The sequence below is a fragment of the Psychrobacillus sp. INOP01 genome, assembly GCF_018140925.1.
Classification (GTDB): Bacteria; Bacillota; Bacilli; order Bacillales_A; family Planococcaceae; genus Psychrobacillus.
Genome location: NZ_CP073315.1, coordinates 1,090,283 through 1,104,450, shown reverse-complemented (window position 1 = coordinate 1,104,450; position 14,168 = coordinate 1,090,283). Strand labels below are relative to the sequence as shown.

17 protein-coding genes are annotated in these 14,168 nt (G+C 36.2%); 9 read left to right on the top strand and 8 right to left on the bottom strand.

Annotation, left to right across the window (positions count from 1 at the left end):
* Positions 1–268 precede the first annotated feature (268 nt).
* Positions 269–1,219 carry a peptidylprolyl isomerase gene (locus KD050_RS05580; RefSeq protein ID WP_211895238.1) on the bottom strand — a complete coding sequence of 317 codons (951 nt, stop codon included), beginning with the start codon at positions 1,217–1,219 and terminating at the stop codon, positions 269–271.
* 140 nt (positions 1,220–1,359) lie between these two features.
* On the opposite strand from KD050_RS05580, the gene KD050_RS05575 reads away from it, so the two are divergent.
* On the top strand, positions 1,360–1,470 hold the full coding sequence (locus KD050_RS05575) for a YjcZ family sporulation protein (RefSeq protein ID WP_211895237.1): 111 nt from the start codon (positions 1,360–1,362) through the stop codon (positions 1,468–1,470).
* Between the two features lie 114 nt (positions 1,471–1,584).
* Here KD050_RS05575 and KD050_RS05570 read toward each other — a convergent pair whose 3' ends face one another.
* The 6 genes from KD050_RS05570 to KD050_RS05545 form a co-directional block, all read right to left on the bottom strand.
* Positions 1,585–1,770: a hypothetical protein gene (locus KD050_RS05570; protein ID WP_211895236.1), complete on the bottom strand. Its 186-nt coding sequence runs from the start codon at positions 1,768–1,770 to the stop codon at positions 1,585–1,587.
* A gap of 70 nt (positions 1,771–1,840) precedes the next feature.
* Entirely contained in the window at positions 1,841–2,386 is a 546-nt protein-coding gene (locus tag KD050_RS05565) for a DUF3267 domain-containing protein (RefSeq protein ID WP_211895235.1), read from the bottom strand.
* A gap of 112 nt (positions 2,387–2,498) precedes the next feature.
* Positions 2,499–3,035 (bottom strand): HTH-type transcriptional regulator Hpr, encoded by a 537-nt coding sequence (locus KD050_RS05560; RefSeq protein WP_211895234.1) that lies wholly within the window; start codon positions 3,033–3,035, stop codon positions 2,499–2,501.
* 473 nt (positions 3,036–3,508) lie between these two features.
* The gene (locus KD050_RS05555; protein ID WP_211895233.1) at positions 3,509–3,880 is read right to left on the bottom strand and encodes a YtxH domain-containing protein; all 372 of its coding nucleotides are present in this window, start codon (positions 3,878–3,880) and stop codon (positions 3,509–3,511) included.
* A gap of 258 nt (positions 3,881–4,138) precedes the next feature.
* Positions 4,139–4,663, bottom strand: a complete 525-nt coding sequence (locus KD050_RS05550; RefSeq protein ID WP_211895232.1) for a tryptophan transporter — start codon at positions 4,661–4,663, stop codon at positions 4,139–4,141.
* A 119-nt stretch (positions 4,664–4,782) separates the two neighbouring features.
* Positions 4,783–5,208 (bottom strand): HIT family protein, encoded by a 426-nt coding sequence (locus KD050_RS05545; protein ID WP_211895231.1) that lies wholly within the window; start codon positions 5,206–5,208, stop codon positions 4,783–4,785.
* A 121-nt stretch (positions 5,209–5,329) separates the two neighbouring features.
* Between KD050_RS05545 and KD050_RS05540 the strand changes: the two genes are divergently transcribed.
* Complete coding sequence (locus KD050_RS05540) at positions 5,330–6,079, top strand: ABC transporter ATP-binding protein (RefSeq protein ID WP_211895230.1); 750 nt, start codon at positions 5,330–5,332, stop codon at positions 6,077–6,079.
* Positions 6,063–7,259: an ABC transporter permease gene (locus tag KD050_RS05535; RefSeq protein ID WP_211895229.1), complete on the top strand. Its 1,197-nt coding sequence runs from the start codon at positions 6,063–6,065 to the stop codon at positions 7,257–7,259. Before KD050_RS05540 ends, KD050_RS05535 begins: the two co-directional genes overlap by 17 nt.
* Positions 7,260–7,278: 19 nt before the next feature.
* On the opposite strand, the gene KD050_RS05530 is transcribed toward KD050_RS05535, so the two are convergent.
* The gene (locus KD050_RS05530; protein ID WP_211895228.1) at positions 7,279–7,773 is read right to left on the bottom strand and encodes an antibiotic biosynthesis monooxygenase family protein; all 495 of its coding nucleotides are present in this window, start codon (positions 7,771–7,773) and stop codon (positions 7,279–7,281) included.
* Between the two features lie 199 nt (positions 7,774–7,972).
* Between KD050_RS05530 and hemE the strand changes: the two genes are divergently transcribed.
* The 6 genes from hemE (at position 7,973) to KD050_RS05500 (ending at position 14,080) form a co-directional block, all read left to right on the top strand.
* Positions 7,973–9,025 carry a uroporphyrinogen decarboxylase gene (hemE, locus tag KD050_RS05525; RefSeq protein WP_211895227.1) on the top strand — a complete coding sequence of 351 codons (1,053 nt, stop codon included), beginning with the start codon at positions 7,973–7,975 and terminating at the stop codon, positions 9,023–9,025.
* A 17-nt stretch (positions 9,026–9,042) separates the two neighbouring features.
* A complete protein-coding gene (hemH, locus tag KD050_RS05520; protein WP_211895226.1) occupies positions 9,043–9,972 on the top strand; it encodes a ferrochelatase in 930 nt (309 codons plus the stop codon).
* Positions 9,973–10,618: 646 nt separating this feature from the next.
* Entirely contained in the window at positions 10,619–11,554 is a 936-nt protein-coding gene (locus tag KD050_RS05515; RefSeq protein WP_211895225.1) for a YncE family protein, read from the top strand.
* Complete coding sequence (locus KD050_RS05510) at positions 11,554–12,228, top strand: response regulator transcription factor (protein ID WP_211895224.1); 675 nt, start codon at positions 11,554–11,556, stop codon at positions 12,226–12,228. Before KD050_RS05515 ends, KD050_RS05510 begins: the two co-directional genes overlap by 1 nt.
* A complete protein-coding gene (locus tag KD050_RS05505; RefSeq protein WP_211895223.1) occupies positions 12,225–13,619 on the top strand; it encodes a sensor histidine kinase in 1,395 nt (464 codons plus the stop codon). The genes KD050_RS05510 and KD050_RS05505 overlap by 4 nt, the downstream gene beginning before the upstream one ends.
* On the top strand, positions 13,616–14,080 hold the full coding sequence (locus KD050_RS05500; RefSeq protein WP_211895222.1) for a FixH family protein: 465 nt from the start codon (positions 13,616–13,618) through the stop codon (positions 14,078–14,080). Before KD050_RS05505 ends, KD050_RS05500 begins: the two co-directional genes overlap by 4 nt.
* Positions 14,081–14,168: the final 88 nt, after the last annotated feature.

Genomic DNA, 14,168 nt, shown 5'->3' with positions numbered 1-14,168 from the left:
CACGGCCTCAATCTCCTCGTCACTACGTTCCTGCGGGGCTTTCAGCTCGTGCTTTTCCTGCTGGAGTCGCCGCCTTTCACTTCAATCAACAAAGAAGTAGTACTCAACAATAAGAATTAGCATAGCCTATCTTTAAAGTGATAGGATGAGAATAACTAAACATGTATTGAACTTAAAGGTTGCTTGCACTTTTTTTATTTACAAGACTCAGTAAAGAAAAAAAGTTGATCATGACCGAAGTCACGACCAACCGTTATGCTTGTCTTACTTATTTTTCATCCTCAGTTGCTTCTGTATCTTCAGTTGCATCTGTTTTAGCTTCCGCATCTTCTGCAGGTGCTTGTGTTTCAGCTGCTGCTAAAAATTGGTCTAATGATGTTTTTAGATCTTCATCTTTGATGACAATATCAGCATCTTTCATCATTTTAGCTACTTTTGGTAACAATGTAGATTGGTCTGCTTTTTCTAGCTTCAATTGTTTTTCAATCTCTGCTTTTTTATCTTCATATGTTTCTTCAATTGTACGTTTATCCGTTACTTCAATAATGTGGTAACCAAAGCTTGATTTAATAGGATTACTGATAACGTTTTTCTCTAAAGCAAATGCCCCTTTTAAGAAATCTTCATCCATATTAGTCGTCTTTGTAATCCAGCCTAGATCTCCACCAGTCGTTTGAGCAGGTTCTTCAATCGAGTATTCTTTTGCAACTTCTGCAAAGTCTTTACCAGAATCTAACTCAGCTTTAACTTTTTTAGCTGTTTCTTCATCTTCAACTACAACGTGACGAACATTAATTTCCTCTTTGATATTTTCATATTCAGCTTTAATTTCGTCTTCTGTTACTTTAACATCTTCGATTAAAGCTTTTTCTTGCAATAGGTTTAGTTCTAAGAATTTTTTGTATGACTCTTCTGTATAGCCCTGCTGAGCGATCATCGGTTCAAAGCTCTCACCATATTGCTCTTTATCAGCTTCTAATTGAGTGTTTACTTCCTCTTTAGTCACCTCGTACTTATTTGAAAGTACTTTTTCAATAGCTAGCAACTGGAATGCTTGATCGCCAATTGATGATTTCATCTCTTCATACAAATCATTCTGAGTAATATCCCCGATTTTAGATGTTGCAATTACTTCACTGCTGTCTGCTGAATCCTCGCTACAAGCTCCTAAAGCAAGAACAGATGCTGCTAACGTTAATGTTAATACTGTTTTTTTCATGAAATTTTCTCTCCTAACTTCTTTGTGTTGCCAGTTGTTACTATAACATAAACGAAATAAAAACAAAAATAGTTCCCGTTCATTTGCCTACCGAATATTTAAAATACCGCATAGGATACATGGAAAAGGAGGTGTTTTAAATGAGCGGACAATATAACGGTGGCGGAGGATATGGTAGTGGCTCTGGATTTGCTTTGATCGTTGTTTTATTTATTTTGTTGATCATTGTAGGGGCAGCGTTTATCTACTAATTTAACAAGAGAAACTAAGATCGGCTATAAATTGATCTTGGTTTCTCTCAATTGGTAGTACAAAAAAAGAAATGACCCTAAATCATATAGATGATTTGGGTCCATTTTTTTCTCTTAAACTGTATAAACTAGTTCAACATAAAAGGAAACAAGAAGAATCGTTATCAAAATATTAATCGTACGAAAAATCTTCGGATGTTTCTCTTCCGGAATTTCTTTTGACATTACTAAAGCATATGTCATTCGGTTAATTTGTAGCAAATAAAATACTGAGAATAGAACTAACGTGAATATAATCATGTCTAGACTCCCTTCATATCCTAATTAAGCATAACAAACAATGAGGGGGATATACAAGTGTTACATATTGTTAATAGTCTGGTTCCGCTATTAAAATCTCGTACCCTGCATCAGTTTCTTCAATTAAAGCGTACTTTGGTGATTTACTTAAATTTTTCGCATAAATTAGATCAATTAAGCAAATTCCACAATGATAAGCAAATAAAATAGTGAAATAGTGAGCAAAAATAGGAATTGTTAAGGCTCCGATAATAAGTATTACATTTACGAATATAAAAGGAGATAATAAGATAAAAAGAAATCTACTCTTATGAACTGGTTCTACTATACGCAAATGTAAAGTAGGGACACATTTAAATTGGTTAATGACGATGAATTTTATTTTATCTCTATGACGAAACATTGGAATAAAGTGAAATAATTTATGAAGTGGATAAACACCAAAAAATGCTATCACGAATATCCAAAAGTAATCGTCCGATTTATGAGAGTTATTAATAATTCCTAATAAGGCATATGCAAATGAAAAAACCATTATAACTACTAAAGAGGATAGTATAAACAATCTCTCTAAACCATATTGTTTTCTCACATTAATTGTTTTCCAGCAGTGCAAGGTATGCAACTCCTATATATAAATTTGATTTAGATACATAAGATAATCCTTTTTATAATAAAAAGCAACCTCTTTATTTGTTAAAAATTATTAACCGCTTTCAAACTGCGTATTATTTACTTTCGGAACTGATTGTATCCTCTATGTTTTTTAAAGATTTTTCGAAGATATCCATGAAATCATCACCATAAACATTGCGGATAACCGCCGTTACATCCATGAAATCTGGAAATTTTCCATATAACTCTTTTATAGGAAGAGACCCCTCAAGCACTGCATGCGGAGTAGCATGGTAATTTTCATACATCTCTTCTAAAAGTACTTTGCCTTTTTTGGTAACATCTACATACGTATTACGCTTATCTGTATCCCTTTTAGAAAAAGAAAGCAGACCACGCTCTTCTAGTTTTTTAGAAAAATTAAATGCTGTCGAGACATGCATTACTCCAAACTTTGCTATATCAGAAATAGTTGCACCTTGTAGGTGATATGATATCCATAAAATATGATGCTCATTAATATTTAAGTCATAAGGTTTTATCCATGCTTGCCAATCTTTTTCTACTGCTTTCCAAAGTGCTTTAGATAGTTGCGCTATCCGCTGACTATAGAGCATTGCTTCTTTCATCGTATAAAATTGATCTGCCATGTAAACCCTGCTTTCTATATTTATTTTCTTTCAAACATTATAGCAAGAAAGTATGTAAGTGAATACTAGTTAAAAAAATATTATAATAATTATAATAAAAATTCTACTAGTCTCTGATTAAAAGTGGTTCGAAATTTCTCTAACAACAGAAAAAAAGGATATTTCCATTTGCAATAATAATGCTTATTTCTGGGGAAGAGCAATGAGCCAATACTTAAAAGTGTGAGAGTAGAGACCTCAAAGAGTAAGATCCCATGCTGTAAACGCTGTTGAATTAGGTCACTGTCATCCCCATTGTAGGAAAGAATAGTATCCTTCATTATAAAAATACTTATGAACCTAAAACTACCAAAAAAGAGAGGATAATCATGACGTTAGTCATGATCATCTTCTCTAAAAAATAAGGTGGTAATAATATAGCGGCAAGGTCTAAGGTCTCAACGATAGACCTTAGCGGTGCTTGCTCTTTTGTATTAAACTGTTGCTTCTTGTTTCTTTGGTAATTTCTTTTCTAGTTCTGCCATTGCCTCTTGAATAGATGAAATTTCCGCCTGGAGATGTGCTTGTATAGGAGCAGTTTCATTTTTCCAATGGGCAATACTAGATTTAAGGTCTTCAATTGTACCTGGAACTACTTCTTTTGAAGAATTCGTTAAGTTGTTTATCGAATTTTTCACATTTGCTAGTTGAAGCTTTATGTCGGAAAGCTTGTCTCGAAAATCGTTGGAGGAAGCCTTAAAGGAAGAGCGAACTTCCATACCTGATTTTGGAGTGGTCATAAGTACTGTAGATGCCCCAACTAGTAGACCAGTTGCAAGGCCGCAAAATAATGGTGCTAGTTTCATAATAATTCACTCCTTTGCTTATATGTATTATTCCTTACCTTATGATAATTAAAACATATTATTTTATATAACAAAAGCGCAAGCGCCTATGTCTGCTCTGACAGGCAACGTTCTTCTGAGACGAGCTTCGCGCAGGAGCAAGGCGCTGGAGGCTGGACTGAGAATCACTTGTAGAAATTTATTCATATGTTATTGATTATATAATTTTCTGAAGCACAAAAAAAGCTTTCCTTCGAAAAGGAAAGCAGATAGTTTCATTTATGCTGTTAGTGCTGTGTCAAAATTAGTACGTTTGATCAAATTTCCGATAATCGGATAGATGATAAAGAACGCTATCGCATTAATTGCAATGGCTGGAACAACTACAAGAATGAATAATTCTTGAAAAATAGCACCTGCTCCAAAAACAAAAATTGCTGTTGATAAGAAAACTGTACCCGATACTACTGTTCCGATACTAGTAAGGATTACTCCGACTGCAACTTTATTTGCCAATTTGCTTAATAATAAAACAAGTCCTAAGAAAACGAATGCTGTTACTGCTTTATCAATGATATTTGGAACGAATCCTCCTGGAAAGGTAGAAAACAACCCAGAAATAACTCCTGTTGAAATACCTAGCAAGAAAGTACTTTTCACATTAGGGAATAAAAGTATCCCTATAAACATCATCGTAAGCATAAAGTCTGGTTTCATCCCACCATTAATTCCTGGGATAATAATGTAAAGAACTGCTCCAACACCTACTAATAGGGCCATTAAAACTAAATTCTTCGTATTCATCTTCTCATCTCTCCTCAACTATTCTAAGCTCTGTTTGTTGTTTTCCTCTAACGTATCCTCATGATCGTTAGCAAGAAACTTATATCGATTGTACGTTCTCTACGTTAAAAAAGCAAGAATTACTTCTTCAATTTTTCATATAATTCTGCAGCTAAATTTTGAATGATCTCAGGAGTAAATGTTTTCTCTTTTGTAATCCAAGTTGGACGGAAGCCATCCGTTTGATCGTAGCGTGGGATAAAGTGTAAATGGAAATGGAACACGCTTTGCCCTGCAGGTGCACCATTATTATTTAATAGGTTCATGCCTACTGGACCGAAGTTATCTTTCAGTACACTTGCTATTTTTGGAACAACTTTAAACAAGTTACTAGCTTCTTCTTCGGATAAATCATAGACGTTCTCTTTGTGATTTTTAGGAATAATTAGTGTGTGACCCTTTGTTAGTGGCATTATATCCATAAAAGCATAAACATGCTCGTCTTCATAGATTTTCGCACTTGGGATAGAACCATCGATTATTTTACAAAAAATACATTCACTCATAATATACCCTCCATATTCATCGTTATGAAAAGTTTAACATATAATAGGACAGGCTGTGGGATGATAGAGGATTTTTTGAAATTATTTTGGTAAACTTATAATAAGAAGTGAGGTGCGAAAGATGACTGTATTAGAAGTCAAAGACGTAACAGGTGGTTATACTAGAAAGCCTGTTTTACATGATTTAAACTTTTCAATTGAAAAGGGAGAGCTAGTAGGATTAATCGGGTTGAATGGTGCAGGGAAAAGTACAACCATCAAACATATTATTGGAACAATGAATGCATTAAAGGGCGAGATCCTACTTAATGGTAGAACGTTGAAAGAGGATCCGGCACTATATCGTTCATCCTTTTCCTATATACCTGAAACACCTGTACTCTATGAAGAGTTAACTTTAAAGGAACATCTGCAACTAACTGCTATGGCCTACAATTTAGATGAATCTGTTTTTGAAGCAAGAAAAGAGGCTCTTTTAAAAGAGTTCCGTATGGAAAAAAGGTTGAATTGGTTTCCTGCTCACTTCTCTAAAGGAATGAGACAAAAGGTAATGATTATGTGTGCATTTCTAGTGAATCCAGCATTATTCATTATCGATGAACCATTTGTAGGGCTTGACCCTTTAGGCATTCAATCATTATTAGATCAGATGAAATCTAGAAAAGATGATGGTGCATCCGTATTAATGTCTACACATATTTTGACTACAGCAGAGAAATACTGTGATCGTATCCTTCTATTGCATAATGGGAAAATTCGAGCACAGGGAACAATGGATGATCTGCGAGCGGCATTTAAGATGCCAGATGCAACGCTAGATGATCTCTATATCGAAATGACGAAGGAACAACAAAATGAACAATTTGCGTGAAGTATGGAGTAAACGGTTTTTATTTTATATAAATGAATTGCAAAAATACTTGAAGTATATTATTTCTGGGCATATTGCAATTGTTATTGTATTCATAATAGGTGCAGCAGGATATACGTATAGTGAATGGTTAAATACAGCTCCAAAGGATTTTCCCGCCTACTTAGTTGTATCCTTCGTTGTAAGTATTTTAATAGCGCTGAGTACGCCAGTTACGTTAATGAAAAAAGCGGATAGTGTTTACTTTCTTCCATTAGAAACAAAACTAGGTGAATATTTAAAACTCGCCCTTACATGGACATTCTTTTCGTCCATTGTTGTACCGTTAGCAGCATTAGTTGTGTCGATACCACTGTTAACAAGAATAGCAGGATCTACATCAGGGGAAATTTTGTATTTCTTCGGTGCAATCCTTATATGGAAGTATTGGAGTATACAAACGGAGTTCCAATATCGCTGGGCATCCAACGGCAAAAATGTTTGGATAGATTATTTCATGCGAATGATTTTATTGTTTGCAGGTTTATATTTTTTACTGAGTGGTAGCTATTTATTTTTACTTGCAGTTGTTATTATTCAAGTACTGTATTTAATAGCTTGGAAGAAGAAAAAAGAAGAAGTACCTTTTCCTTTTGATCATTTCATTGAAGTGGAGCAGGCACGGATGATGCGTTTTTATCGTTTCGCAAATTATTTTACGGATGTTCCGCATATTCAGGGTATGACGAAGAGAAGAAAATGGCTTGATGTTCTGTACAAATTTGCACCTTATGAACAAAAAAATACTCAATTCTATTTAGTTTTGCGCACGTTTGTCCGTACGAATGATTATTTTTATTTGTGGGTTCGCCTTACAGCACTCGCCATTGTTGGAGCTATTTTTATCCCGTTTCCGATCGTTGCGATTATTTTTACTAGTGCGCTTTCATTTGCTACGGTTATTCAACTGCGCCAGTCCTTATCGTCTGGACATGAATTTCGAATGGATCTGCTGTTCCCTATTAATGAAGGAACGCGAATAAAAGCAATTAACCGCCTGATCCGGATCATCCAATTGATACAGGCAATCTTCGTGTTGATCGTCATTGTATTCCAGGCTGGAATCGCATGGGAACTTCTACTTATCCCCATTATAATGATAGCAGTTTCGGAATTGACTTTACGAATTAGTAAGATATAGCAAGCAAAAAGAGGGAGCTTTAAATAGCTTCCTCTTCTTGCGTGGATTGATAAGTTGAGATGTATGGTGCGCTCGTAAATAGATTTTGCTTGTCAGCAACCATACTAAAATCAAGGTTGACTGATTTTTCCCATACTTCGTAACTGCTTGGACCAGACCATTCCGATAAAATAATATATGTATCGGATTTGATCGGTTTAAGAACCCTTAGAGCGATAAATCCAGGTTCATTTTTAACGGTTGGGCTTAAATTTGTAAATTTATATTCAAAAATGGATTTCCCTTCATCTGATAGGGGTATATTGTGTAAGACGAAGTAACCTTTATGGGAGAATTGTCCAGCCGACTCTAAAATTTCATACTTTCTAGGTACTTGAAAAACTGTTTTATTGGAAGATTCGTGGATTAGCACTGAATTTCCAGTTCCATGTAATAGGAATAGTTCTTCGTTTGGGTATTTCTTTTTTATGGATTGCATAAATTCTGGTGTTCCGGATGTCATATATAGATTCATAATTAATACCTCCCTTTTTCACTTTTAATATATCTTTCCCATAATAACGCCTTTAAAAACATAATACACAAGTATCATATAGAATTGCGGACAATTTTATGACAAATACACTATATCGCTATACAACCGAAATAAGAACGTCTATAGTTGAAACGTATAGGAAATAGTACGTATACATAAAGAGAGGCAGGTACCTTTAATGACTAAATTTAACGATACACTTCTTCGTGCAGCACGTGGAGAGCAAGTTGATCACACACCAGTTTGGTTTATGAGGCAAGCTGGAAGATCACAACCCGAATACAGAAAAATAAAAGAAAAATATTCCTTAGAACAAATTACACACGAACCTGAATTATGTGCTTATGTAACACGTTTACCAGTAGAAAATTATAATGTCGATGCAGCTATCCTATATAAGGATATCGTTACACCGCTTGTTGGAATTGGCGTAGATGTAAAGATTAAATCTGGAGTAGGACCTGTTATTTCAAATCCAATTCGTACTGTACAAGATGTGGCTAACTTAGGTGAATTATCACCAGAGGATCATGTGCCATTTGTATTGGATACGATAAAATTATTAACGACAGAACAGCTGAATGTCCCACTAATCGGATTTGCCGGTGCGCCATTTACTCTAGCTAGTTATATGATTGAAGGGGGACCTTCTAAAAGCTATAACAAAACGAAAGCATTTATGGTATCTGAACCACAAGCTTGGCTTGCATTAATGGACAAGCTTGCGGATATGATTATCGTATACATCAAAGCACAGGTTAAAGCTGGGGCGAAGGCTATTCAAATATTTGATTCGTGGGTTGGAGCATTAAATGTAGCAGATTATCGTATTTTCATCAAACCGGTGATGACACGTATTTTCACGGAGCTTCGTGAAACAGGCGTGCCGCTTATTACATTCGGTGTCGGGGCTAGCCACTTAGCAATGGAATGGCATGACCTTCCTGTAGATGTGGTTGGGATTGACTGGCGTTTATCTATAGAAGAAGCTCGTGCAAAAGGATTGACGAAGCCATTGATGGGGAACTTAGATCCATCTTATCTAATTGGTGAATGGGCAGAGATTGAAAAACGCGCAAAAATTATTGTAGAGCAAGGTGTGGCACAGCCAGGACATATTTTCAACCTCGGCCATGGCGTGTTCCCTGAAGTAGATCCAGACACACTTAAACGTTTAACTTCCTTTGTTCATGATTATAGTAAAGAACTAATCACAGCAAAATCAAACTAAATTTTTATGAGGTGAATATGATGAAAAAAACAATGGGATTATTAGTAATGGCTTACGGAACCCCATACTCTGAAGCGGATATTGAACGATATTATACACATATCAGACATGGTCGTAAACCAAGTGATGAGCAGCTAGCTGATTTAACTGGTCGTTATGAAGCAATAGGCGGGATTTCACCGCTTGCTAAAATTACAGAAAGCCAAGCAAGAGGATTATGTGACCGTTTAAATGAATTACAAGATGAAATTGAATTCAAGCTCTATATTGGCTTAAAGCATATCGAGCCTTTCTTAGAGGATGCTGTTGCAGAAATGCATAAAGATGGCATTACTGAAGCGGTATCAATGGTATTAGCACCGCATTTCTCAACATTCTCTATTAAATCCTATAATGGCCGTATTAAAGAGGAAGCAGAAAAGCTTGGCAACCTAAAAATTACTTCAATTGAAAGCTGGTACGATGAACCAAAATTCATCCAGTACTGGAGCGATAAAGTAAGTGCAGCATTTGCAGAAATGACTGAGGAGCAACGCGAAAAAGCATGCTTAATCGTATCTGCTCACTCACTACCAGAAAAAATTAAAGAACTAGGTGATCCATATCCAGACCAATTGCAAGAAACTGCAGATCTGATTGCCGGGGCAGCAGGCGTGAAAAATTATGCAGTCGGCTGGCAAAGTGCAGGACAAACTCCTGAGCCATGGATTGGTCCAGACGTACAAGATTTAACTCGTGAATTACACGAACAAGAAGGATATACTACGTTTGTTTATACGCCTGTAGGGTTCGTAGCAGAGCATTTAGAAGTTCTATATGACAATGACTACGAATGTAAAGTAGTATGTGACGATATCGGAGCAACATATGTACGCCCTGAAATGCCAAATGCGCAGGGCCAATTTATCGACGCTATGGCTGATGTCGTTTTGAAACATTTAAAATAATAGTTAGGTTAAATGTCTTAAACATCTTTTGGATGTTTAGGACATTTTTTTAAAGAATGTATAAAATTTGTGTGCCTTAACAGTTGTTCCTGTTATTTTAAAGAGTACAATTATAAATTGATGCTGCTGATTTCCGTTCAAGGTGGACGCTTTCCGCGGGCGTTGCCTCAGCCACCTCGCTTCGCTGCGGGGTCTTCGCCTAACGCTTTTCCCGCTGGAGTCGCCACCTTTCACTTCAATCAACAAAAGAGTAGTACTCAATAATAAGATTTGGCATAGCCTATCGCTAAAACGAATGGATTTTTCAAAGTTAATGTTGGGATAATATCAAACTATAATCGTTGTTGAATTAGGGATTCTTTTGCAGCAAGATTACCTAAAAAAAGAAAGACTGGACATGACATCAGTCACGACCAGTCTTTCTAAAAAAATTAGTAGGTAATAGTAAAATATCAAATCTGTCAAAAAGCCCACCGAAAACGATAGAAATCGATTTTGATCTTAAAGGGCACTTAAGCTTTTTCTTGTGGAGCTATACTCGCTTTGTGAAAATCTAACTCTGTTTGGTGAAACTCAAAAAATTGAAATCTATTTCAAACTTTTTTCACATGTTCTCGTTATAATGGAAGAAATGGGGGGTGGATAGGTGAAAAAGTTGTATATACTTTTGTTACTTTGCTTTATTGGAGGGTGTTCAGAGGCAAGCTTTCCAGCCATCCCCTCAGATACTGATTTTGTAGCTAGCTTGAACATTTTAGGGGGAAGTATTGATTTTATTTCTGACAAGGCTGAAATACTCGAGTCATGGGAGCTAGAAGAGGCCTATACTGGTTTTGCGTTAGTGACAGATGATTTACTTCTGGTTTATGGATATACCGTTGAGAAGGCAAAGCTAATTGAATTATCCACGGGTAAACAGTTAGCTTCGATTGATGTAGGTGAGGGTACTACGAATGCGTATGTGTATGAAGAAAAAATCTATATAGCAAATGGGCAAGATAATACAGTTTCTCTCTATAATACAGAGGGGGAAAAACTGAAGACCAATTCTACTGGTAATTATCCAATGGCTATGATTTCTGATGGGAACCATATTTTTGTTGTCAACTTTAAGGATGAAGTCCTTTCTGTACTGTCTATGAAATTGGACCAAGTGGATGAGTGGGTGATTCCGACATCATCTCATGGTCTTTTTATACAAAACAATGAGCTTTGGCTTGGTGGACATGGTGCAGGAAGTAGTCCAAATCGTTCCATCAAAAGAATTAATATTAATACTGGTGAGCTTATAGGAGAAATTGAGACTCCATTAATGCCTATAAATATGGCAAGAGCAGCAAATGGACATATTTTTACCGTAAGTCATGGGAGTAGTACAGTTTATGAAATATCAGAAACTGGGGAAGTTTTAAACTCTATGAAAGCAGGAGCAAACCCGTTTTGGATAAGCTCTTTTGGGAATAGTATGGTACTTGCCGGATATGATGACCATCAAATATATTTTATCCAATCCGATGAAATTACAAAAAAACTGCAGGTTGGAAAAGGTCCATTCCAATTAATCGTAAGGGAGGTTGAATGATGACTACTATATTAGTCGTAGATGACGAACGAGAAATGCGCAAGCTAGTTGAACTTCATTTACATAAAGCGGGTCATCATGTACTCCATGCGGAAGATGGAGAATCCGCAATTGAACTAGTACAAACCTCCAAAGTAGATTTAATACTCCTAGATGTGATGATGCCTGGCAAGAGTGGATTTGAGGTTTGTGAGGAGATTCGAACGTTTTCTTCCGTACCAATTATCTTTTTAACAGCGCTAGATGCAAAGACCGATTTAGTTAAAGGGCTAAAGCTTGGTGGGGATGATTATGTCATTAAACCTTTCACTGCAATTGAATTAATGGCTCGTATAAATGCTATATTCCGTAGAGCTGGTATTTCTACAACGAATGAACAACATAAAGCGGGAATTATTGAACATGATCTAATAGGCAGACAAATTTCAGTTAATCACGAAAAAATCCAACTGACGCTAAAGGAATATGAACTACTTCATATATTTATGAATTATGAAGGGAAAGCTTTTTCCAGGGAGCAGCTATTAGTACGAATTTGGGGTATTGATTATGAAGGTGGAACTCGTACTGTTGATACGCATATTAAAACACTGCGTCTGAAGCTAGGAGAACAGGCAGGGAAATATATTGAGACAGTGTGGGGGATTGGATATCGCTTTGAGGTAGTGGAATGAAAAAGCTATCCGTTAAAATTTGGATGCTGCTTCTTTTATTCATAGCTATTACAATTGTTTTCTTAGTAATATTCACTAATTTTCTATATGAGGAGCTATATGTAGAGGATAAAGAAACCTCGATGAGGGAGATTGCGGAAAACTTACAAACTACGTATAAGGGTGGAGCGGTTACAAATGAGTTCATCAAACAAACAGAAGACTTCAATCGTTTCTCTGACGTAGAGGTTTTTACTGTTCGAAACCCGAGGGAACTCAGTGCTTGCCTACCTTTTGATATAGACTATGAGACATTGATAGGACCTGAGGAACGTGCTGAGCTTATTGGTGGTGAAGCAGTTATTAAACGTGGTTATGAGAAAAGATTTAATCGGGAAGTTGTATCCGTTATCTATCCGTTAGTTGATGAAAATAGGCTTGAAGGCATTATTTATGTATATGTACCTTTAACGAAGATGACGGAAATGGCTTCGAAGGATGTAATTTTTTTATTGATAACAGTATCACTTCTACTCCTAATAATGGCATGGATCAGTTTGAAGACATTGCAAAAAGTTCTTGTTCCGTTAGATAAACTTAAAGTAGCAGCCAATGAAATGGCATCAGGGAAATATGAAACGCGAGTAGAAGTAAAATCCTCTGATGAAATAGGAGAACTTGCGAAAACCTTTAACCAAATGGCAACGTCTATTCAACAGGAGGATGAGAAGAAAAGAGATTTCTTATCTATTGTCTCTCATGAGCTACGTACGCCAATAAGTTATATAAAAGGATATGGTGAAGCATTTGAACAGGAGCTCGTTCCAGAGGAAAAGAAAAAAGAGATTTACGCACTTATTGTACAAGAGGCTAATCGTATGCAGAAACTGACAAATGATTTGCTTACGGTAGCACGTTCTGAACAGAATCACCATATTGATATGTCACCATTAGTATTATCGGAGGTTGTACGCGAGGTATTGCCGCTAGTAAAATCATTGGCAGACAAGAAGCAAATTCGCTTTATTGTTACAATAGACGAGGAAACAATTTTAAAAGCGGATGAGCAAATGACCAAACAAATATTGATCAACATTTTAGAAAACGCTATTCACTATTCGCCTGTTTCTTCCACCATCACTATAGGAAATGAAATAGCAAAAAACGAAACAACTATTCATATTAAAGATGAAGGCTGTGGAATTGCACCAGAGCATTTACCGCATATTACCGAAAGGTTTTATCGTGTGAATAAAGCGAGAAGTCGTGTAGACGGTGGAACTGGACTTGGATTATCCATTGCTTCTCAACTTATCGAAATGCAAAAAGGCAGACTAGTATTCACAAGTGAAGTAGAAAAAGGAACTACCGTTTATATAACATTACCTATTTGGGAGGATTCATTTTTATGAAAAAAACATTAGCAGTACTTGCATTAGCAACAATGACACTTGCAGGTTGTGGGGATAAAGATGCACCGGAGAGTAATGCAACACATCACAATGAAGGTACACTAGAAGAAGTGGTAGTAGACATCCAAACGGCTGAAACACTATCAGTAGAAGACGTTGTATTGTCTGCAAAAGTAACACAATCAGACGAAGCTGTAGATGATGCAACCGTTGAATTTGAAGTGTGGGAATCAGGCATGCGTGAGGAAGGTCATATGGTAGAAGGAAATTTAACAGAAGATGGAGTGTATGAAGCGAATTTTTCATTTGATCATGATGGAGTCTATTATATGTTCGCCCATACGAATGCAAGAGGACTTCATGTTATGCCGAAGCAGGAACTCATTGTTGGAGAACCAGATATGAGTAAAGTGATTCCGGATGAAAGTGATGATTCAATGAGTCATATGAATCATGAATAAAAGCTTGCCAAAGAAATAAGAAGAGTGTATTATAATGACTAGATGACCGAAATGGTTTTCTGGTCATTTTTTTTGATTGGGGTGAACA

Coding starts and splice junctions, on each gene's coding strand:
- KD050_RS05580 (WP_211895238.1), bottom strand. CDS start 1,219: ATGAAAAAAACAGTATTAACATTAACGTTAGCAGCATCTGTTCTTGCT.
- KD050_RS05575 (WP_211895237.1), top strand. CDS start 1,360: ATGAGCGGACAATATAACGGTGGCGGAGGATATGGTAGTGGCTCTGGA.
- KD050_RS05570 (WP_211895236.1), bottom strand. CDS start 1,770: ATGATTATATTCACGTTAGTTCTATTCTCAGTATTTTATTTGCTACAA.
- KD050_RS05560 (WP_211895234.1), bottom strand. CDS start 3,035: ATGGCAGATCAATTTTATACGATGAAAGAAGCAATGCTCTATAGTCAG.
- KD050_RS05555 (WP_211895233.1), bottom strand. CDS start 3,880: ATGAAACTAGCACCATTATTTTGCGGCCTTGCAACTGGTCTACTAGTT.
- KD050_RS05550 (WP_211895232.1), bottom strand. CDS start 4,663: ATGAATACGAAGAATTTAGTTTTAATGGCCCTATTAGTAGGTGTTGGA.
- KD050_RS05545 (WP_211895231.1), bottom strand. CDS start 5,208: ATGAGTGAATGTATTTTTTGTAAAATAATCGATGGTTCTATCCCAAGT.
- KD050_RS05540 (WP_211895230.1), top strand. CDS start 5,330: ATGACTGTATTAGAAGTCAAAGACGTAACAGGTGGTTATACTAGAAAG.
- KD050_RS05535 (WP_211895229.1), top strand. CDS start 6,063: ATGAACAATTTGCGTGAAGTATGGAGTAAACGGTTTTTATTTTATATA.
- KD050_RS05530 (WP_211895228.1), bottom strand. CDS start 7,773: ATGAATCTATATATGACATCCGGAACACCAGAATTTATGCAATCCATA.
- hemE (WP_211895227.1), top strand. CDS start 7,973: ATGACTAAATTTAACGATACACTTCTTCGTGCAGCACGTGGAGAGCAA.
- hemH (WP_211895226.1), top strand. CDS start 9,043: ATGATGAAAAAAACAATGGGATTATTAGTAATGGCTTACGGAACCCCA.
- KD050_RS05510 (WP_211895224.1), top strand. CDS start 11,554: ATGACTACTATATTAGTCGTAGATGACGAACGAGAAATGCGCAAGCTA.
- KD050_RS05505 (WP_211895223.1), top strand. CDS start 12,225: ATGAAAAAGCTATCCGTTAAAATTTGGATGCTGCTTCTTTTATTCATA.
- KD050_RS05500 (WP_211895222.1), top strand. CDS start 13,616: ATGAAAAAAACATTAGCAGTACTTGCATTAGCAACAATGACACTTGCA.